This is a genomic window from Blastococcus saxobsidens, assembly GCF_010682065.1.
GTDB classification, from domain to species: Bacteria; Actinomycetota; Actinomycetes; order Mycobacteriales; family Geodermatophilaceae; genus Blastococcus; species Blastococcus saxobsidens_B.
Genome location: NZ_JAAGWG010000024.1, coordinates 74,252 through 92,805, shown reverse-complemented (window position 1 = coordinate 92,805; position 18,554 = coordinate 74,252). Strand labels below are relative to the sequence as shown.

Sequence of the window (18,554 nt, the reverse complement as noted above, 5' to 3'; positions counted from 1 at the left end):
AAGACCCGAGGTCAGTCAGTCGCTGAGTCAGGAACGACCGCTGCGGGGCTCGCCTACATCCTCACTGTCAGTCGGCGGCGCGGGTGAAGGCCTCGACGATGGTCATCCAGTGCTGCACGTGCGCGCCGGTGCGCGGGGCGTCGGGCTGGAGCGCGTAGGTGAGCGCCTGACCCCGCATCGAGGTGAGCAGCACCTGGTAGACCGCCTCGGCGCTCGGGTGCAGGGCCACCCGCTCGCCGAAGACCTCCATCGCCAGCCCCCGGAGCTGCACACCCAGCCGGCGCTCGTGCGGCAGCAGCGCCGCACGCAGCTCCTCGTCCCGGCGCGCGGCACCCCACAGCTCCATGGCCGCCACGAACAGCGGCCCGTGGAACCTCTCCCACACCAGCTCGACCCCGAGCCGGATGCGCGCCCCGGACTCGGCGGGCAGGTCGGCCGCCGCCTGCCGCACGCTGGCGCTGAACTCCTCGTACAGGTGGTCCACCGCGGCGAGCAGCAGCTCGGCCTTCGACGTGAAGTGGTGGGTGAGGGCGCCGCGGGAGACCCCGGCCCGCCGCTGCACCTCCTGGGTGGTGGTGTGCGCGTGGCCGAGCTCGACCAGCGACTCGACCGTGGCGCGCACCAGCGCGTCGCGGGTCGCCGCCCGCCGCTCCGCCTGGGTTCGGCGCAGCGGCGGGCGGGACTCGCGTTCCCGGACCTCGGTCAGCTCGACGCCCGACCGGCCAGTGAGGCGCGCAGGCTGCCGGCGGGCACGGCCCGCTCCAGCAGGATCGCCGGCGGGCGGAACCGCTCGCCGTAGGCGTCGGCCAGCTGGTCGGCTCGCGCCACGAAGCCCGCGACGCCGCCCTCGTACTGGTCGACGTACTGCAGGACGCCGCCGTAGAGGGGCGGGAAGCCGATGCCCATGATCGAGCCGATGTTGGCGTCCTCGACCGAGTTGAGCACCTTCTCCTCCACGCAGCGCGCCGTCTCCACCGCCATCACGAACAGCAGGCGTTCCTGCGCGTCGGCGAACGGCACGGCGGCGCCGTCCCCGGTGTCACGAGTCGGGAAGAGCTCGGTCAGCCCGCTCCACACCCGCTTCTCCGGCTGCCAGTCGAAGAAGCCCTTCCCGGCGGACTTGCCGGTGCGGCCCTGCTCGACCAGCGTTCGCAGCACGCCGATGCCCGGGTGGTCGTCGGTGGCGCCGGCCTTCGCCGCCTCGTCGCGGATCTTCAGCGGCAGGGTCAGCGTCACCTCGTCGAGCAGGGTGAGCGGCCCGGCGGGGAAGCCGGCCTGCAGCGCGGCCCGCTCGATGCTCATCGGCGCCAGCCCCTCGGCCAGCAGCGCGGCCCCCTCGAGGACGAGCGTCCCGAACACCCGGCTGGTGAAGAAGCCGCGGCTGTCCTGCACCACGATCGGCGTCTTGCCGATCTGCCGGACGACGTCGTAGGCGCGGGCGAGCGCGGTGTCGGACGTCTGCTCCCCCACGATCAACTCGACCAGCGGCATCTTGTCCACCGGCGAGAAGAAGTGCATGCCCACGACGTCGGCCGGTCGCGAGACGCCCTCGGCCAGCCCGGTGATCGGCAGCGTCGAGGTGTTGGACGCCAGCAGGGCGTCCGGCACCGCGTGGGCCTCGGCCTCGCTGAGCACGCGGTGCTTGAGCGAGGTGTCCTCGAACACGGCCTCCACGATCACGTCGCAGCCGGCGAGGTCGGCGGCGTCGCCGGTCGGGGTGATCCGGGCCAGGAAGGCGTCGGCCGACTCCTGCGTCATCCGGCCGCGGGACACCTGCTTGCCCACCAGGCCCTCGACGTGTGCCTTGCCCTTCTGCGCCGCCTCGGTGCTCACGTCCTTGAGCACGACGTCGACACCGACCTTGGCGAAGGCGTGCGCGATGCCCGCGCCCATCATCCCGGCGCCGAGCACGCCCACCTTGCTCGCCGCGTACTTCTCGGGGCCGGCGGGACGCGAGGCCCCGCCGTTGATGGCGTTCAGGTCGAACCACAGCGCCTGGATCATGTTGGTCGAGATCTGGCCCACGACCAGGTCGACGAAGTACCGGCCCTCGACGGTGAACGCGGTGTCGATGTCGACCTGCAGGCTCTCCACCGCGGCGGAGAGGATCGCGTAGGGCGCCGGGTAAGGGGCGCCCTTGAGCTGCTTGGTCAGGTTGGCCGGGAAGGCCGGCAGGGTCGCCGCGAGCGACGGGGTGGACGGCGTGCCGCCGGGCACCTTGTAGCCCTTGGTGTCCCACGGCTGCGCGGCGTCGGGGTTGGCCAGCACCCAGGCGCGGGCCTTGGCGACCAGCTCGTCGGGGTCGGCGGCGAGCTCGTGCACGAGGCCCAGCTTCAGCGCCTTCTCCGGCCGCAGCTGCTGGCCCTGCAGGAGCAGCTCGAGCAGCGCCGTCGTCAGGCCGAGCAGCCGGACTGTGCGGACGACGCCGCCACCACCGGGCAGCAGGCCCAGCGTCACCTCGGGCAGGCCGAGCTTGACCTTCGAGTCGTCGAGGACGACGCGGTGGTGGCAGGCCAGGGCGATCTCCAGGCCACCGCCGAGCGCTGCGCCGTTGATCGCCGCGGCGACCGGGATCCCGAGGGTCTCCAGCCGGCGCAGCTGGCTCTTCACCAGGGTGACCTGGGCGAGCACGGCGTCCTTGGTCCCGGGGCCGGCCTGGATCAGGCTGCCGAGGTTGCCGCCGGCGAAGAAGGTCTTCTTCGCACTGGTGACGACGACGCCGCGGACCGAGTCCTTCTCGGCCTCGAGCCGGTCGATCGTCTCGGCCATCGAGCGCACGTAGGCGTCGTTCATGGTGTTGGCCGACGACGACGGGTCGTCGAGGGTGAGGACGACGACGCCGTCGGCGTCGGACTCCCAGCGGATGGTGCTCTCACTCATGGGGACGCTCCTCAGACTCGCTCGACGACGGTGGCGATGCCCATGCCGCCGCCGACGCACAGGGTGGCCAGGCCGCGGTGCAGGTCGCGACGCTCGAGCTCGTCGACGAGCGAGCCCAGGATCATCGCGCCGGTGGCGCCCAGCGGGTGCCCCATGGAGATGGCCCCGCCGTTGACGTTGACCTGGTCGTGGTCGAAGCCGGTGTCGGCCATGAAGCGGAGCACGACGGCGGCGAACGCCTCGTTCATCTCCACCAGGTCGATGTCGTCGACGGTGAGCCCGGCCTTGGCCAGCGCCTTGTGCGTGGCCGGCGCGGGGCCGGTCAGCATGATGATCGGGTCGGCGCCGGAGACCGCGGTGCTCACGATGCGGGCCCGCGGGGTCAGCCCGTTGCGCCGTCCCGCCTCCTCGCTGCCGATGACCACGAGCGAGGCGCCGTCGACGATGCCCGAGGAGTTGCCGGCGGTGTGCACGTGGTCGATCCGCTCGACCCAGTGGTAGGTGTTCAGCGCGACGGCGTCGAAGCCGCCCATGTCACCGATGCCGGCGAACGCCGAGGGCAGCGCGGCCAGCGACTCGACGGTGGTGCCGGGGCGCACCAGCTCGTCGGTCTCGGCGACCACGGTGCCGTTCCGGTCGACGACGGGGACGACCGAGCGGTCGAAGTAGCCGTTGGACCAGGCCTTGGCGGCGCGGGCGTGCGACTCGGCGGCGTAGGCGTCGACGTCCTCGCGCGACCACCCGGCCAGGGTGGCGATCAGGTCGGCGCCGATGCCCTGGGGCACGAAGCCGGTGGCCGCCGCGGTCTCGGGGTCCATCGGCCACGCACCGCCGTCGGACCCCATGGGCACGCGCGACATCGACTCGACGCCACCGGCGAGCACCAGGTCCTCGAAGCCGGAGCGCACCTTCTGCGCGGCGAGGTTGACCGCCTCCAGGCCCGAGGCGCAGAACCGGTTGATCTGCACGCCGGCCACCGTGTCGGGCAGCCCGGCGGCCAGCGCCGCGGTGCGCGCGATGACGGCGCCCTGCTCCCCCACCGGGGAGACGACGCCGAGCACGACGTCGTCGACCAGCGCCGGATCCAGCTGCGGGTTGCGCTGCCGGACTGCGTCGATGAGCCCGGTGGTCAGGCTGATCGGCTTGACCGAGTGCATCGCACCGGTCTTCTTGCCCTTGCCGCGCGGGGTGCGCACGGCGTCGTAGATGAACGCCTCTGCGCTCATGCTCGTGCCTCGGTGGTCATGCGGGTCCTCTCGTGTGGTCGCAGAGCAGCGTGCGTTTCCGCGGAAAAGCGACGGTGCTTTTCCGCGGGAAAGCAGGGGTCGGGGTGGTCAGACGCCGAGCGAGCGGCCGACGATCTCCTTCATGATCTCGGTCGTGCCGCCGTAGATCGTCTGGATGCGGGAGTCGATGAAGGCCTTGGCGACCGGGTACTCGAGCATGTAGCCGTAGCCGCCGTGCAGCTGGAGGCAGCGGTCGATGACGCGCTTCTGCAGCTCCGTCGTCCACCACTTCGCCATCGCGGCGTCCTCGGCGGTGAACCGGCCGGCGTTGTGCTCGACGATCGCCTTCTCCAGGTAGGTCTCGGCGATCGAGACCTCGGTGTGCATCTCGGCCAGCTCGAACCGGGTGTTCTGGAACTTCCCGATCGGCTTGCCGAACGCGGTGCGCTCCTTGCAGTACTCGACCGTCAGGTCGAGCACGATGCGGGCGGAGGAGACGGCCCCCGCGGCGATGGAGAGGCGCTCCTGCGGCAGGTTCTCCATGAGGTGGAAGAAGCCGTGCCCCTCGGTGCCGAGCAGGTTGGCCGCCGGCACCCGCACGTCCTCGAAGAACAGCTCGGCGGTGTCCTGAGCCTTGAGCCCGACCTTGTCCAGGTTCCGGCCGCGCTCGAAGCCGGCCATGCCGCGCTCCACGACGAGCAGGGAGAAGCCCCGGGCACCGGCATCGGGGTCGGTGCGGGCCACGACGATGACCAGGTCGGCGTTGATGCCGTTGGTGATGAACGTCTTGCTGCCGGTGAGCACCCAGTCGTCGCCGTCGCGCCGGGCCGTCGTCCGCAGGCCCTGGAGGTCGGAGCCCGCGCCGGGCTCGGTCATGGCGATCGCGGTGATGATCTCGCCGCTGACGACGCCGGGCAGCCAGCGCCGCTTCTGCTCCTCGGTGGTCAGCGCGGTCAGGTAGGGGGCGACGACGTCGTTCTGCAGGGTGAAGCCCAGACCGCTGGCGCCCACCCGGCTGACCTCGGCGGAGAGGATCGCGTTGTAGCGGAAGTCCTTGATCCCCCCGCCGCCGTACTCCTCCGGCACGTCCATGCCCAGCAGGCCCTGCTCCCCGGCCTTGAGCCAGACCGACCGGTCGACGACGCCGGCCTCCTCCCACGCGGCGTGGTGCGGGACGACCTCCTTGGCGAGGAAGTCGCGCAGCATCGCGCGGAACGCCTCGTGGTCGGCCTCGTAGAGAGCGGACTGCATGGGGCCCCTCCGGGAGCTTGATCGTTCGGTCGGATGACGGTGCGCAGATCCGAACATACAGACCGCTCGTTCTGTTAGTTTGCGGCGAACGTCACATCGTCGTGCCACGTCGAGGAGCCCGCCCGTGCAGGAGTACTCCAGCCCCGCCACGTTCCAGATCCCGCCGACCGCGGCGCTCCCGGATGCGGTCACCGAGCACGCCCGGACCAGCCCGGACACGGTTCGCTTCAGCCGGAAGATCGGCGGCAGCTGGCAGTCGGTGACCAGCCGGCAGTTCGCCGAGCAGGTCGAGGCACTGGCCCGGGGCATGGTCGCCTCCGGCGTCCAGGTCGGCGACCGGGTCGGCATCCTGAGCAAGACCCGCTACGAGTGGACCCTCGCCGACTACGCGATCTGGACCGCGGGCGGCGTGGCCGTCCCCATCTACGAGACCTCCTCGGCCGAGCAGGCGCAGTGGATCCTGTCCGACTCCGGCGCCGTCGCCGTGGTCGTCGAGACCGCCGCCCACCAGGCGCTGGTGGAGTCGGTGCGCGACCGCGTGCCGGACCTGCGCGACGTCTGGCAGATCGAGTCCGGCGGCCTGGACGCCCTCGCCGCCCGTGGTGCGGACGTGCCCGCCGACGAGCTGACCACCCGCCGGGCGGGCCTGTCCGCCGACAGCCTGGCGACGGTCATCTACACCTCCGGCACCACCGGACGCCCCAAGGGCTGCGAGCTCACGCACGGCAACTTCCTCTACGTCGCCGAGCTGGCACAGCAGCTGCTGCCCGACATGCGCTCCGCCGACGGCAGCAACCTGCTCTTCCTCCCCCTCGCCCACGTGTTCGCCAGGATCATCGAGGTGGCCTGCGTGCAGGCCGGCGTCCGCCTCGGGCACACCGGCGACCTCGCCGAGCTGCTCGGCGACCTGGGCACCTTCCAGCCGACGTCGCTGGTGGCCGTGCCCCGGGTGTTCGAGAAGGTCTACAACGGCGCGCGGCAGAAGGCGCACGCCGGCGGCAAGGGCGCGATCTTCGACCGGGCCGAGCGGGTGGCCGTCGCCTGGTCCCGCGCGCAGGACACCGGCGGCCCGGGCCTCGGCCTCAACCTGCAGCACGCGCTGTTCGACAAGCTGGTCTACGGCAAGCTGCGGGCGGCCATGGGCGGCAACGTCTCGACCGCGCTGTCGGGCGGCGCGGCGCTGGGTGAACGGCTCGGCCACTTCTTCCGCGGCATCGGTGTCACCATCCTCGAGGGCTACGGCCTCACCGAGACGACCGGCCCGGCGACGGTCAGCGGCCCGGACAGCCTGAAGATCGGCACCGTCGGCCGTCCCGCCCCCGACTCCGCCGTCCGGATCGCCGACCTCGGCGAGATCCAGGTCAGGGGCCCGCAGGTGTTCCGCGGCTACTGGAAGAACCCCGACGCCACCGCCGAGGTCATGCGCGACGGCTGATTCGCCACCGGCGACGTCGGCACGATCGACGACGAGGGCTACGTGACGATCACCGGGCGGATCAAGGAGCTCATCGTCACCTCCGGCGGGAAGAACGTCGCCCCGATCGTGCTCGAGGACCGGCTGCGCGCCCACCCGCTGGTCAGCCAGTGCATGGTCGTCGGCGACTCGCGCCCGTACGTGGGCTGCCTGGTCACCCTCGACGTGGAGGCCCTCCCGGCGTGGCTGGAGAGCAAGGGCCGCCCGGCCGGCACCCCGATCGCCGACCTGGTCGACGACCCGGACATCCGCGCCGAGATCCAGGCCGGGGTCGACGCGGCCAACGCGCAGGTCTCCAAGGCCGAGTCGATCCGCTCCTTCGCCATCCTGCCGGTGGAGTGGACCGTCGAGGGAGGCCAGCTGACGCCGTCGCTGAAGATGAAGCGGTCGGTGCTGATGAAGGAGTTCGCCGGCGAGGTGGAGAAGATCTACGCCGACTGACGGCCGCACGAGCAGGCGAGGAAGGGCGTCTCCCGTCGCGGGAGGCGTCCTTTCTCGCGCCACGGGCACACGGCTGGGGCTGGTGTGACGCCTGCGCCGGACACGCGCCCGGCGGTGCTGGCCCCGGACGGCACCGCCTCGGACTCTGGTGGCATGACCAGCGTCTACGCGTACGGCACAGCACACGCGGTCGTGATGGTCGGCTCCTTCGGCGCGGAGGGCCTCAAGCCCCGCCAGATCGGCCCCGCGCACGCCACGATCGGCCGGGTCAACGGGCAGAGCCGCAAGGCACTGTGCGGCGCCTACGTCTCCATCGACGAGCAGCTGCCCTGGCCGCCCGAGGGCTACGACGGCGAGCAGCTGTGCCCCAGCTGCGCGGAGCTCGCCTCCCTCTGAACCCGTCTCAGCCGCCGGCCACCGACGGCAGGACGTGCACCTCCGCGCCGCTGCGCACCGGGGTCGCCAGCCCGCCCCCGAAGCGGACGTCGTCGCCGTCGACGTAGACGTTCACGAAGCGCCGCACCTGACCGGTCTCGTCCCGGATCCGCCGCGTGAGCATCGGGTGCTCCGCCGCCAGGGCGTCGAGGACGTCGGCCAGCGTCCCGCCGCGGGGGTCGACATGCAGGTGCCGGGCGCCGCCGGCCAGCGGGGCGAGCGCCCCCGGCAGCAGGACCTGGACGCTCATGGCAACCGCGCGGCGCGCACGACCAGCACGTCGGGCAGGTGCTCGGCGACCACGCCGAAGCTGTCGCCCTCGTCGGCGCTGGCGTAGACGCAGCCGTCCCGGGTGCCGAGGTGGAGGCCCGCCGGGTCGACGTCGTCGGTGCAGAACGCGTCGCGGAGCACCGCCGTCCAGACACCGTCGGGCAGCCCGGCCCCGACCTCGGTCCAGGTGTCGCCGGCGTCCCGGGTGCGGTGCACGCGCAGCCGCCCGTCCGGTGGCATCCGCTGCACGTCGGCGACCAGCGGCACCACCCACGCCGTCCCCGGTACGGACGGCGAGGCGGCGATCGGGAAGCCGAAGTCGGCCGGCAGCCCGTCGGCGATCGAGATCCACGAGGCGCCGCCGTCGTCGGTCCGGAAGACGCCGAAGTGGTTCTGCGCGTACATCCGGCGCGGATCGCCGGCGTCGGCGGCGACCTTGTGCACGCACTGGCCGTACTCCGGCGGCTCCGGCAGGAACACCGCGCTGATCCCGCGGTTGTGCGGTCGCCACCCGGTCGCGCCGTCGTCGCTGACGTAGACCCCGCCGGTGCTCATGGCCACGGTGACCCGCCGGGTGTCCGGGTCGGGGAGCACGGTGTGCACCGCGCCCCCGCCGGCGCCGGGCTCCCAGGTGGGCCGGTGCGGGTGGTCCCACAGCCCGCGCACGAGCGAGAAGCTGCAGCCACCGTCGGTGCTGCGCCACAGCGAGTGCGGCTCGCACCCGGCCCAGACGACGTCCGGCCGGGCCGCGGTGTCGGGCCGCAGCTGCCAGACCCGACCCAGCGCGGCGCCGGTGTCCGCCGGGAAGCGGATCGCGCCGGAGTCGGTCTCGTGCCAGGTCCCGCCCAGGTCGTCGGACCAGGTGACCGTCGGGCCCCAGTGCCCGTACTGGACGCCGGCCAGCACCCGCGGCGCCGGGCGCCGGGTGTCGATGGAGACGGCGGCAACCTCCTGACCGACCAGGTGCGGCCCGTCCAGCGCCCAGGTGCGGCGCCCGTCATCGCTGCGGGCCAGCCACAGCCCCTTGCGCGTCCCGATGGCCAGCAGATCGGTCATGACACCCCTCCGAGTCGACGTCCTCGGGGGGTAGGACCGGCGCGGGTGCGGAAACTCAGCGGCGGGTGGCACCGCCCTCGGGATGACCGTGCGGGGAGGGGTGCCCCTCGGGATCCAGGTCCGGGGCCAGGCGCTGGGCCTCCGCCCGGAGGTGCTCGGCCGCCGTCCGGTCCTCACCGGCGCGGGCGGCCCGCTCGCGGGCCTCCCGCTCGGCCACTGCGGCGCGCTCCTGCACCTCGGCCATCTCGCGGCGGGCCCGGGCGGCCTGCTCCTCGGCGAGGGCCTGCTCCTTGTCCGCGCGCGCGGCCCGGATCTGGGCCTCCTGCAGGTTCTCCCGCGCCTGCTCCCGGTGCTGCGCCTCCCGGCGCGCACGACCCGCACGGGAGCGCTTCATCAGCGCCAGCGCCGCGAGTGCCAGCAGCACCAGCACGACGACGACGATCAGCACGATCACCCAGGTGTCCACGGCGCGTGGTTGCCCTGGGTTACGAGCCGGGAAACGCCGGGGCGCGGCGGGTCAGGAGAGGGCGCTGCCGGCCTTCCACTCCTCCCACGGGATCGCCCAGTCGTAGATGTCGCCGTCGGCGGCCGACAGCGTGGGCCCGATCGAGCCCTTGATCTCCACGACGTCGCCGGGCTGGGAGAAGTCGAAGAACCACTTGGCGCGGTCGGTGGAGAGGTTGATGCAGCCGTGGGACACGTTCTCCCGGCCCTGCTGGGCCACCGACCAGGGCGCCGCGTGCACGAACTCGCCGTTGTTGGACAGCCGGACGGCGTACTCCACCGGGGTGCGGTAGCCGTTGGGGCTGTCGACCGGGGTGCCGTAGGTGCTGGAGTCCATGATCCGGTCGCGGTTGAGCTCGGTGACCACGTGCGGCCCGTTCCGGCTGGGGAACTCCGGCCCACCGGCGCTCATCGGGAAGGTCTGCACCAGCTGGTCGCCGTCGTAGACCTCCATGGTGTGCGTGCTGGCGTCGGCGACCGAGACGTGCCGCTCACCGATGGAGAAGCTGACCGTGCGGTCCTTCTCCCCCCACACGCCCTCGCCGAAGTCCACGCCGTAGAGGTCGGCGTCCAGGGTCACCTCGATGTTCTCCGGCCAGTACTCCGAGGGGCGGAAGTGCACCTCCGTGTCGCTGAACCAGTTCCACACACCGTCGGTGGGCGTCGTGCTGGTGACCTGCAGGTGGCTCTCGACGGCGGCCTTGTCGGCCACGGGCTCCTCGAAGTAGACGCGGATCGGCATGCCGACCCCGACGGTCTGACCGTCGAGCGGGCCGATGCCGGGGGTGGTGAGCGTCTCCGGGTCAACGGTCGTGAACGTCGACGTCTGCGTCGTCGCCTCGTCGTCGGCGTTCGTGGCGGTCGCCGTCAGCGTGTAGCTCGCGCCGTACGCCAGGGGCGTCTCGGGACTCCAGACCTGGGCGGCGTCCTCGGCCTCCCCGGCCGCGTCGGCAAGCGCGCCCGGGACGGGCGCTCCGGTGCCGTCGGTGACGGTCACCTCGGTGAGCTCGCCGCCGTCGACGTCGACCTCGAGGGGGACCACCGGGGAGACGTCGACCGACCCGTCGGCCACGGCCAGCTCGACCGTCGCCGGCTCGGCGGCGGGCGCATCCCGACCGGCCGGCGTCGCATCGTCCCCGCTGCACCCCGCCAGGAGCACCATCGCCCCCGTGGCGACCATCGCGGCTGTCCGTCGCACCTGCACCGAGCTCCTCTTCCCCGCCTCGCCCTCCCCTGGGCACGGCAACCTCTCCAGTGTCCACGGCGGGACGACATCGTGTGGCGAAGCACGCACGGGGTGCTCGGCGCCGAGCGCGCCGGCGCTGGTATCGTTCTCCCTCGTTGCCCGGCCCGGCCGGACGGCACCGCGCCATTAGCTCAATTGGCAGAGCAGCTGACTCTTAATCAGCGGGTTCGGGGTTCGAGTCCCTGATGGCGCACCAGATCCGACGAAGCGGCCTCCTCCTCCGGGACGGGGCCGCTTCGTCGTTCCCGACACCCGGTCCGGTGACCGGACGGCCGCGCGCTTGCGCGCTCCGCCGTCCGTCGGAAAGGTCACACCGGACCGCGCCGCAGCCCCTCGCGGTCGAGCGGAGCCCTGGGCGACGGAGGTCACGACCGATGGAGGCGCTGCTCGCCGTCGGGGTGGGGCTCCTCGTCCTCGTGCTGATCGTCGTCAGGTACGGCCTGATCGCGAAGGCGGCCGAGCGCCGGGACCGCCGGCGCCGCTGACCGCGGGGCCGGCCCCGGCCGGTCGCGCGCCTCAGGAGTGCGCGTGCGCGTGCACGACCGCGTGCCCCTTGCCCCGGCTCATCAGCCGGCGGTTGATCGGCAGGGTGACCACGAAGGCCAGCGCGAGCGCACCGGCGAGCAACAGCCAGAAGACCGGGCTGCTGATGCCGGCCTCCATCGCGCCGGGGATCGCGAGCATGGCGGCGTTGTCGACGGTCTCCATCACGGTGATCGAGAGGGTGTCGGCCGCCAGTGCCACGCCCAGCGCCACCGTGGCGAGGTCGTGCAGCCCCAGCGAGGTCCCGATGACCATGCCGAGGATCTCGCCGATGGCGCAGCCGGTGAGGCAGTGCAGCGTCGCCTGAGCCGCCGACGCCCAGGTGACCGGGCGGCCGAGTCGTGCTGCCCGCCGGACCCGTGGGGGCCCGCCGTCGAGGTGGTGCTGTGCATGTCCATGGGAGCCCCTTCCTTCCGCGGCCAGTAATGCCCCTAAGGGGTACCGGACGCAACGGCTCCCGTCAGACCGTCTGCAACTCCTCCACGTCCACGCGGATCCCGTCGAGGGCGTACGCCGCCCGCCGTCGCGCCTGCTCCGGCGTGCAGCCGACGGTGACCACGTGCCCGAGGTCCTCGCCCGTCGGCGCACCCGTCTCACCCCCGACGTCGGTGAAGACCTCGGCCACGACCAGGCCGGGGATGGAGGCCACCTCGCGGAGGCCGCCGACCGCGCGCACCCTGCCGGCCGCGTGCGCCATCACGCACATGCGGGTGCTCGCCGCGGCGGGGGCCGGGCAGGCATCCGGCGCCGCCTCGCCGAGCAGCAGCGCCACGGCCAGGTCCGCCGTGTCCACCCCGCTCACCAGGTCCACGCACTGCTGCGCACCGGCGCCGGCCGGTCGCGGGTGCAGCGCGGTGAGCAACGGACCGGTCGGCCCGAGCACGAACTCCAGGTGGAAGGGGCCGAAGTCGTACCCCGCGGCCGCCAGCACCGCCTCGACGAACGCCGTCGCGCTCCCGGCGGGCGGCTGCCGAGTGGCCGTGAGCGCCATCTCGGTGAAGTCGGGCGGCAGGCTCATCAGCTGGTCCGACCACGCCAGGATCACCGGCTCCCCCGCGGCGACGACGCCGTCGGCGCAGTACCGCGGCCCCTCGACGTACTGCTCGACGAGGAGCCGGCGCCGCGGCCGGACCCCGCGGCCGTACGCAGCCCGCGCCGCGTGCCGGGCGGCCAGGGCCCGCAGCTCCCGGCCGTCGGCGACCAGGCCGACGTCGCGGGTGCGGCCGGCGTCGACCGGCGCGACGACGCAGGGGTAGCCGACGGCCGATTCCAGGCCCGGGTCGTCGGCCGCGACCGAGACCCAGGGGGCGAGGGCGATGCCGGCGGCTGCCAGGGCGGCCCGCAGGACGCCCTCGTCGTGGGCGAGCGCCGGCGAACCCGGCGTCGGGCCCCGGAGGCCCAGCGCCCGGGCGGCGACCGCTGCCGGCCCGACGAAGTCGTCCACCGCGCTGGTCAGTGCGGCGACCGGGCCGTCCAGCTCGCCGACCGCCGCCACGATCGACTCGGGGTGCAGCGTGTCGCACTCGATCCACCGGTCGGCCACCCAGTCCACGTCCTCGCCGTAGGACCCGCGGTCACGCGTCAGGACGGCGGTGCGCAGCCCTCGCCACCGGGCCCGCTCCAGCTGCGCGGCGCCAGGGGCGTCGAGCCGCTCCCCGGCCCCCAGCTCCGGGCACGCGGCCCGGGCGCGGACCGGGAGCTCCACGGCGACGAACCACGGCTCCCCACCGGCCGGCTCCTCGCCCTGGTCCCCGCCGGCTGTGCTCGCCATCGCCATGGGCGTGCTCCCCCATCCGCTCCCTGAGTGGGACCGGACCATACCGGTCGGTTGGTTTCACAGGGAAGACCCTTCGTCGCCCTCCGTGAACGAACCGTCGGCTTCCGCCCGATCGGGCGACCGCCGGCTCCGAGCGGTGGCCCGGGAAGCGCACGGGCGCACCCGGGGTTGATCCGGACGTGACCTCCTCCCCCCCGTCCCGCGACGTCGACGTCGTGGTGATCGGGGCCGGGCAGGCCGGCCTGGCCACCGGCTGGGCGCTCGCCCGGCAGGGCTTCGAGCGGGGCAGCGGCTTCGTGGTCCTCGACGGGGAGACCGCCGCGGGGGGCGCCTGGCAGCACAGGTGGCCCTCGCTCACCCTCGGCACCACCCACCGGGTGCACGACCTCCCCGGGCTGCCGTTCCGGCCGGCGGACGACAGCGCACCCGCCGTCGAGTCCGTGCCCGCGTACTTCGCCGACTACGAGCGCCGTTTCGACCTGCCGGTCCTCCGCCCGGTCCGCGTCACCGCGGTCCGGCGCACCGAGCACGGCGGCTTCACGGTCGAGACCGACCGCGGCGCCTGGCAGGCCCGCGCGGTCGTCAACGCCACCGGCACCTGGACCCGCCCCTTCGTCCCGCGCTACCCGGGCCAGGAGCTGTTCCGCGGCCGTCAGCTGCACACGGTCGACTACCGCGCCGCCGAGGAGTTCCGCGGGCAGCGCGTCGTCGTGGTCGGTGGTGGCGCGTCGGCGACGCAGCTGCTCGCGGAGATCTCCCGCGTCGCCTCGACGACGTGGGTGACCCGCCGCCCGCCGGTGTGGCGGGACGGCCCCTTCGACGAGGACGTGGGCCGCGAGGTGGTCGCCAAGGTCGAGGAGGCGGTGCGCGAGGGGCGCCGCCCCGGCAGCGTCGTCGGGGTCACCGGTCTGCTCACCTCGACGCCGTACGTCCGTGACGGCCTGGACCGCGGCGTGCTGCAGCGGCTGCCGATGTTCGACCGGATCACGCCCGACGGCGTGGCCTGGGACGGCGGCGACGGCGAACCGGCCCGCACCATTCCGGCCGACGTCATCCTGTGGGCCACCGGCTTCCGTGCCGCGGTGGGCCACCTCGCTCCGCTGCGGCTGCGCGACCCCGGCCGGGGCTTCCGGATGGAAGGCACCCAGGTGGCCGGCGAACCGCGCCTGCACCTGGTCGGCTACGGACCCTCGGCGAGCACCATCGGCGCCAACCGCGCCGGGCAGGCCGCCGCACGAGCCCTGCGCCGGGAGCTGCGGCCCGGCGCTCTCCCGCGCACCGCCTGACACCCAGGGATCTTTCAGGGTCCGATCAGGGCGCTCCCCGATGGTCGGTGGATCGCCGGCCGGACAGGCTTCGCCCATGACTTCTCGACCGCTCCCCGGAGCCCCGCGATGATCGAGGCGCGGGGGCTCACCAAGAGGTACGGCGACCGCACCGCCGTCGACGGCATCTCCTTCACCGTGCAGCCCGGCCGGGTGACCGGCTTCCTCGGCCCCAACGGCGCCGGCAAGTCCACGACGATGCGGATGCTCCTCGGGCTGGACCGCCCGACCGCCGGCACGGTGACCGTGAACGGTCGCAGCTACGCCGACTTCCCCGCCCCGCTGCGGCAGGTGGGGGCGCTCCTGGAGGCCCGCGCCCTGCATCCGGGCCGCTCCGCCCGCGACCACCTGCGCTGGATGGCCGCGAGCAACGGGCTGCCCGTCCGTCGCGTCGACGAGGTGCTCGACATGGTGGGCCTGACCGACGTCGCCGGCCAGCGGGTGGGCCGCTTCTCCCTCGGCATGGGCCAGCGCCTCGGCATCGCCGTCGCGCTGCTGGGCGACCCGCCGGTCGTCGTCCTGGACGAGCCCGTCAACGGCCTGGACCCGGAGGGCATCCGCTGGGTGCGCACCCTCACCCGGCAGCTGGCCACCGAGGGCCGGACCGTGTTCCTCTCCAGCCACCTGATGAGCGAGATGGCACTCACCGCCGACCACCTGGTGGTCATCGGGCGGGGCCGGATCCTGGCCGACTGCTCCATGTCGCAGTTCATCGCCGACCACGCCGCCTCCTACGTCCGGGTTGCCAGCCCCCAGCGCGGAGAGGTCGCCGACCTCCTGCGGGCGCAGGGGCTGGACGTCGCGGTGCACGGCGAGGAGCTGCACGTGCAGGGGCTCGACGCGGCCGCCGTCGGCGAGCTCGTCGGCCGCAACGGCCTGCTGCTGCACGAGCTGACGCTGGTCCGGTCCTCCCTGGAGGACGCGTTCATGACCCTCACCGCCGCCAGCGTGGAGTACTCCGCGCGCGAGCAGACCCCCGCCGGAGCGCTCCGATGACCGACACCGTCACCCTCGACCCCCACCGGAACGTGCCGGGGGTGCGCCGGCCCGGCTTCGCGCAGACCCTGCGCGCGGAGTGGATCAAGTTCTGGTCGGTGCGCTCCACCGTCTGGTCGATCGTCGCCCTGGTGGTGCTCGGCGCCGGGCTCACCGTCCTGGTGTGCGCGACGAGCGCGGACGACCTGGCCGACGGCTCCGCCGGCGAGGCGGCCGGTTCGTTCATCACCTGGGGCATGACCATCGCCCAGATCACCGCGATCGTGCTCGGCTCGCTGGTGGTCACCAGCGAGTACGGCACGGGGATGATCCGGGCCACCCTCACCGCGACCCCGCACCACGGGCGGGTGCTCGCGGCGAAGGCCCTGGTGCTCACCGGCACGCTGTTCGTCGTCGGCACGGTCACCGCCGTCCTCGGCTACCTGGGCGGCAACTGGTTCCTCGAGCGGGAGGGCATCGGTCTGGCCCTGGGCGACGAGGGCGTGCTCCGCTCGCTCCTCGGCAGCGGGCTCTACATGGCCGGGATCGGGCTGTTCGCCGCCGCCGTCGGCCTGCTCGTGCGGCACACCGCCGCCGCCCTGGCCATCGTGCTCGCGCTGATCCTGGTGATCGGCAACATGGTGGTCCTGCTCCCCGGGGCCTGGGGCGAGTGGGCCACCAAGCTGATGCCCGGCAACGCCGGCGGGGTCGTGGCGACGCCGGTGTCGTTCAACCCCGACCTGCTCGACCCCTGGGTGGGCTTCGGGGTGTTCTGCGCCGAGGTCGCCGCGGTCCTGCTGGTCGGCTACGTCGTGTTCCGGCGCCGCGACGCCTGACGACAGCCCCGGGAGCATCGCAGCGAGCGCCAGCGAGCGAGGAGCGGACCGGGGCGCGGAGCCAGGCAGTGGGCAGAGCCTGAGGAAGGACCCCGGTCCCCCACTGCGCCCCGGCCGCTCCGGCCGGGGCACAGTGGTGGGGTGACCACGCTGGATCCTGAGGCCGAGGGCCGCCGCCGCGCCGACCACCTGCTGACCTTCCTCTCCGAGGGAGAGGACGACGCCGCCGACGAGTTCCTCGCCGGCCTGACCGACATCCGTGACCTCGTGTTCGTCGGCGCCGCGCTGACCGCGATCGCCCGCGCGGAAGGGCGGGTGCTGCCCACCGCCCAGCGGGCCCAGGCGAGCACCCGGCAGCTGAAGCTCGGTCAGCTGCGCGACTCCCACCGGCGCGACCCCGAGGGGCTGCGCACGTGGCTGCGCCGCTCCGGCGAGGAGATCCTCTTCATCCGCTCGCTGCAGGCCACCATCGCCCGGCTGCCCTGACCGGCGTCCCCGATCGGCGCGGTCAGGCCCGCACCGGGACGGGACGTGCGGCGACCCGGGCCAGCGGCAGCGTGGCGGCCAGCGATGCCGCCACCAGCACGAAGGTCCAGGGCAGCCCCACGGCACCGAACGCCAGGCCCAGCAGCAGGGCGCCGCACGCCGTCCCGGCATCGAAGGAGGCGTTCCAGGTGGCGCTGGCCGCCGTCGTGCCACCCTCGCCGGCCCGGGCGAAGGCCCGGAGCAGCGTGAGGTTCTGCGCCGCGCCGTAGCCGGCCCCGAAGAGCGCCGCGCCCAGCAGCACCCAGCCCGACCCGGTCCACAGCCCGACACCGGTCAGCGCCAGCCCGACCGCCGACACCGCCAGCGCCACCGGCAGCAGCAGCGCGCTGCCCAGCCGGTCGGCGAGCACGCCGGCCCGCCAGCGGGTCACGGCCCCGAACAGCCCCCACAGCAGCAGGGCGACGGTCGCGAGCCGGCCGTCGGGCCGCTCGATCGGCAGGAAGGTGACCAGCCCGCCGCCGGCGGTGGTCACCACGAACAGCACCACCGACGGCGCCGCGGCCGCGCGCACGGCGGCACCCGCACGACCGGGCGTACCGGACTCCTCCCCGCCGCGCAGCGAGCGCATCAGCATCGGGAGGAAGAGCAGCCCAAGCAGGGGCGAGGCGGCCAGCCACGACAGCCACCCGACGTGGCCGGCGAGCACCAGCGCGACGCCGGCCGGCACCGCCAGCATGTTCGGGATCGCGATGGCCAGCCCGTAGACGCCGAGCGACTCGCCCCGCCGCTCCGGGGGCGCGACCCGGGTCGCCAGCGTCGCGCCGAGCACGGTGAGGATGCCAAACCCGGCACCGCGCACGACCGACAGCGCGCAGATCCAGCCGATGCCGTCGTCCAGGGCGTAGAAGGGGGCCGGCAGGCCGAGGGCGAGCAGGCCGACGGCGAGGACCGGGCCGGCGCCGAAGCGCGTCGTCAGCGCCGGCACCGCCGTCTGCACGACCATGGTCACGACGAGCAGGACCGCCGTGACCACACCGGCCGTGCTCTCCGACGCTCCGCCCGTGACCGCGTAGGTGGGCAGCGACGCCAGCGTCAGGCAGTAGCTGGCGAATCCCAGCGCCGTCACGCCCACGAGGGCGAGCACCCCGCGCGACCGCCACAGCGAGGTCCGCGCCTGCGCCGCTCCCCCGCTCACGGCACGAAGCTAGTGGCATGCCTGACGACGACTCCGGGACGGCCACCCCGCCCGCCCCCGCGCCCCCCGTGCGAGGTGCAACAGGGCGAGCTCTCCCTCCGCTGCTGACCGTGGGCCACGGGCCGGAGGACCGCTCGGCGCTCGGCGCCCGCCTGTCCGGCGCCGGCGTGCAGCTCCTGGTCGACGTCCGCCGCTTCCCCGGCAGCCGGAACAACCCCGACGTGCAGCGGGAGGCACTGGCCGGGTGGCTGCCGGACGCCGGGATCGACTACCGGTGGGAGGAGCGCCTCGGCGGGCGCCGAACGCTGCCGGCCGGGGAGCCCGCCGCCGACGGCTGGTGGACCGTCACCCAGTTCGCCGCCTACGCCGCGCACACCCGGACCCCCGAGTTCACCGCGGCGCTGGACCAGGTGCTGGCCGACGCAGCCGAGCGGACCGTGGCGGTGATGTGCAGCGAGAGCGTCTGGTGGCGCTGCCACCGGCGGTTGATCGCCGACGTCGTCGTCCTCGGCCGGGGCCTGGCGGTACGGCACCTGATGCCCGACGGCCGGCTCTCCCCCCACCAGCCCGCCGCGGGGGCGGTCCGCGGTGAACGTGGCCAGGTGCGTTGGCCCGCGCAGTGACTACGGTCGGC

General features: G+C 73.8%; 19 protein-coding genes and 1 tRNA gene. 9 read left to right on the top strand and 11 right to left on the bottom strand.

What is annotated here, in order from left to right; translation table 11 throughout:
- Positions 1–67: 67 nt before the first annotated feature.
- The 4 genes from GCU60_RS15180 to GCU60_RS15165 all read right to left on the bottom strand — a co-directional run bounded on the left by GCU60_RS15180 (position 68) and on the right by GCU60_RS15165 (position 5,357).
- Positions 68–622, bottom strand: coding sequence for a TetR family transcriptional regulator (locus tag GCU60_RS15180; RefSeq protein WP_163206682.1), 555 nt, complete (start codon positions 620–622; stop codon positions 68–70).
- 80 nt (positions 623–702) lie between these two features.
- A complete protein-coding gene (locus tag GCU60_RS15175) occupies positions 703–2,880 on the bottom strand; it encodes a 3-hydroxyacyl-CoA dehydrogenase NAD-binding domain-containing protein (RefSeq protein WP_163206679.1) in 2,178 nt (725 codons plus the stop codon).
- A gap of 11 nt (positions 2,881–2,891) precedes the next feature.
- Positions 2,892–4,106 carry an acetyl-CoA C-acetyltransferase gene (locus tag GCU60_RS15170; protein ID WP_163206677.1) on the bottom strand — a complete coding sequence of 405 codons (1,215 nt, stop codon included), beginning with the start codon at positions 4,104–4,106 and terminating at the stop codon, positions 2,892–2,894.
- Positions 4,107–4,214: 108 nt separating this feature from the next.
- Positions 4,215–5,357, bottom strand: a complete 1,143-nt coding sequence (locus tag GCU60_RS15165) for an acyl-CoA dehydrogenase family protein (RefSeq protein WP_163206675.1) — start codon at positions 5,355–5,357, stop codon at positions 4,215–4,217.
- A gap of 124 nt (positions 5,358–5,481) precedes the next feature.
- On the opposite strand from GCU60_RS15165, the gene GCU60_RS15160 reads away from it, so the two are divergent.
- The 3 genes from GCU60_RS15160 to GCU60_RS15155 all read left to right on the top strand — a co-directional run bounded on the left by GCU60_RS15160 (position 5,482) and on the right by GCU60_RS15155 (position 7,668).
- Entirely contained in the window at positions 5,482–6,792 is a 1,311-nt protein-coding gene (locus GCU60_RS15160) for an AMP-dependent synthetase/ligase (protein ID WP_345770623.1), read from the top strand.
- Positions 6,793–6,834: 42 nt separating this feature from the next.
- Positions 6,835–7,272: a hypothetical protein gene (locus GCU60_RS20455; protein ID WP_239521240.1), complete on the top strand. Its 438-nt coding sequence runs from the start codon at positions 6,835–6,837 to the stop codon at positions 7,270–7,272.
- A gap of 153 nt (positions 7,273–7,425) precedes the next feature.
- A complete protein-coding gene (locus GCU60_RS15155; RefSeq protein ID WP_163206673.1) occupies positions 7,426–7,668 on the top strand; it encodes a hypothetical protein in 243 nt (80 codons plus the stop codon).
- A 7-nt stretch (positions 7,669–7,675) separates the two neighbouring features.
- Here GCU60_RS15155 and GCU60_RS15150 read toward each other — a convergent pair whose 3' ends face one another.
- Genes GCU60_RS15150 through GCU60_RS15135 form a run of 4 tightly spaced genes read right to left on the bottom strand, consistent with a single transcriptional unit; the run spans position 7,676 to position 10,735 of the window.
- Positions 7,676–7,957, bottom strand: a complete 282-nt coding sequence (locus tag GCU60_RS15150) for a ubiquitin-like small modifier protein 1 (protein WP_163206671.1) — start codon at positions 7,955–7,957, stop codon at positions 7,676–7,678.
- Positions 7,954–9,033 (bottom strand): sialidase family protein, encoded by a 1,080-nt coding sequence (locus tag GCU60_RS15145; protein ID WP_163206669.1) that lies wholly within the window; start codon positions 9,031–9,033, stop codon positions 7,954–7,956. The genes GCU60_RS15150 and GCU60_RS15145 overlap by 4 nt, the downstream gene beginning before the upstream one ends.
- 55 nt (positions 9,034–9,088) lie before the next feature.
- Positions 9,089–9,499: a hypothetical protein gene (locus tag GCU60_RS15140; RefSeq protein ID WP_163206667.1), complete on the bottom strand. Its 411-nt coding sequence runs from the start codon at positions 9,497–9,499 to the stop codon at positions 9,089–9,091.
- Between the two features lie 51 nt (positions 9,500–9,550).
- Complete coding sequence (locus GCU60_RS15135; protein ID WP_345770622.1) at positions 9,551–10,735, bottom strand: Ig-like domain-containing protein; 1,185 nt, start codon at positions 10,733–10,735, stop codon at positions 9,551–9,553.
- A gap of 168 nt (positions 10,736–10,903) precedes the next feature.
- Here GCU60_RS15135 and GCU60_RS15130 point away from each other — a divergent pair.
- Positions 10,904–10,979: transfer RNA gene (locus tag GCU60_RS15130), tRNA-Lys, on the top strand.
- Between the two features lie 320 nt (positions 10,980–11,299).
- Here the strand turns inward: GCU60_RS15130 and GCU60_RS15125 are convergent.
- A complete protein-coding gene (locus GCU60_RS15125) occupies positions 11,300–11,749 on the bottom strand; it encodes a DUF4396 domain-containing protein (protein WP_163206701.1) in 450 nt (149 codons plus the stop codon).
- Between the two features lie 37 nt (positions 11,750–11,786).
- Positions 11,787–13,097, bottom strand: coding sequence for an ATP-grasp domain-containing protein (locus tag GCU60_RS15120; protein WP_163206665.1), 1,311 nt, complete (start codon positions 13,095–13,097; stop codon positions 11,787–11,789).
- Between the two features lie 185 nt (positions 13,098–13,282).
- Between GCU60_RS15120 and GCU60_RS15115 the strand changes: the two genes are divergently transcribed.
- From GCU60_RS15115 to GCU60_RS15100, 4 genes are all read left to right on the top strand, one after another.
- A complete protein-coding gene (locus GCU60_RS15115; RefSeq protein WP_163206663.1) occupies positions 13,283–14,389 on the top strand; it encodes an NAD(P)-binding domain-containing protein in 1,107 nt (368 codons plus the stop codon).
- Positions 14,390–14,497: 108 nt separating this feature from the next.
- On the top strand, positions 14,498–15,424 hold the full coding sequence (locus tag GCU60_RS15110) for an ABC transporter ATP-binding protein (protein ID WP_163206661.1): 927 nt from the start codon (positions 14,498–14,500) through the stop codon (positions 15,422–15,424).
- The gene (locus GCU60_RS15105) at positions 15,421–16,239 is read left to right on the top strand and encodes an ABC transporter permease (protein ID WP_163206659.1); all 819 of its coding nucleotides are present in this window, start codon (positions 15,421–15,423) and stop codon (positions 16,237–16,239) included. The genes GCU60_RS15110 and GCU60_RS15105 overlap by 4 nt, the downstream gene beginning before the upstream one ends.
- Before the next feature lie 141 nt (positions 16,240–16,380).
- Complete coding sequence (locus GCU60_RS15100) at positions 16,381–16,725, top strand: hypothetical protein (RefSeq protein ID WP_163206657.1); 345 nt, start codon at positions 16,381–16,383, stop codon at positions 16,723–16,725.
- A gap of 22 nt (positions 16,726–16,747) precedes the next feature.
- Here GCU60_RS15100 and GCU60_RS15095 read toward each other — a convergent pair whose 3' ends face one another.
- Positions 16,748–17,920, bottom strand: a complete 1,173-nt coding sequence (locus tag GCU60_RS15095; protein WP_163206655.1) for an MFS transporter — start codon at positions 17,918–17,920, stop codon at positions 16,748–16,750.
- A gap of 110 nt (positions 17,921–18,030) precedes the next feature.
- Between GCU60_RS15095 and GCU60_RS15090 the strand changes: the two genes are divergently transcribed.
- On the top strand, positions 18,031–18,543 hold the full coding sequence (locus tag GCU60_RS15090) for a DUF488 family protein (RefSeq protein ID WP_345770621.1): 513 nt from the start codon (positions 18,031–18,033) through the stop codon (positions 18,541–18,543).
- Positions 18,544–18,554 lie beyond the last annotated feature (11 nt).

Excerpts from the sequence above, each read along its gene's own strand:
- GCU60_RS15175 (WP_163206679.1), bottom strand. The coding sequence starts at position 2,880 with ATGAGTGAGAGCACCATCCGCTGGGAGTCCGACGCCGACGGCGTCGTC.
- GCU60_RS15170 (WP_163206677.1), bottom strand. The coding sequence starts at position 4,106 with ATGAGCGCAGAGGCGTTCATCTACGACGCCGTGCGCACCCCGCGCGGC.
- GCU60_RS15165 (WP_163206675.1), bottom strand. The coding sequence starts at position 5,357 with ATGCAGTCCGCTCTCTACGAGGCCGACCACGAGGCGTTCCGCGCGATG.
- GCU60_RS15155 (WP_163206673.1), top strand. The coding sequence starts at position 7,426 with ATGACCAGCGTCTACGCGTACGGCACAGCACACGCGGTCGTGATGGTC.
- GCU60_RS15150 (WP_163206671.1), bottom strand. The coding sequence starts at position 7,957 with ATGAGCGTCCAGGTCCTGCTGCCGGGGGCGCTCGCCCCGCTGGCCGGC.
- GCU60_RS15145 (WP_163206669.1), bottom strand. The coding sequence starts at position 9,033 with ATGACCGATCTGCTGGCCATCGGGACGCGCAAGGGGCTGTGGCTGGCC.
- GCU60_RS15120 (WP_163206665.1), bottom strand. The coding sequence starts at position 13,097 with ATGGCGAGCACAGCCGGCGGGGACCAGGGCGAGGAGCCGGCCGGTGGG.
- GCU60_RS15110 (WP_163206661.1), top strand. The coding sequence starts at position 14,498 with ATGATCGAGGCGCGGGGGCTCACCAAGAGGTACGGCGACCGCACCGCC.
- GCU60_RS15105 (WP_163206659.1), top strand. The coding sequence starts at position 15,421 with ATGACCGACACCGTCACCCTCGACCCCCACCGGAACGTGCCGGGGGTG.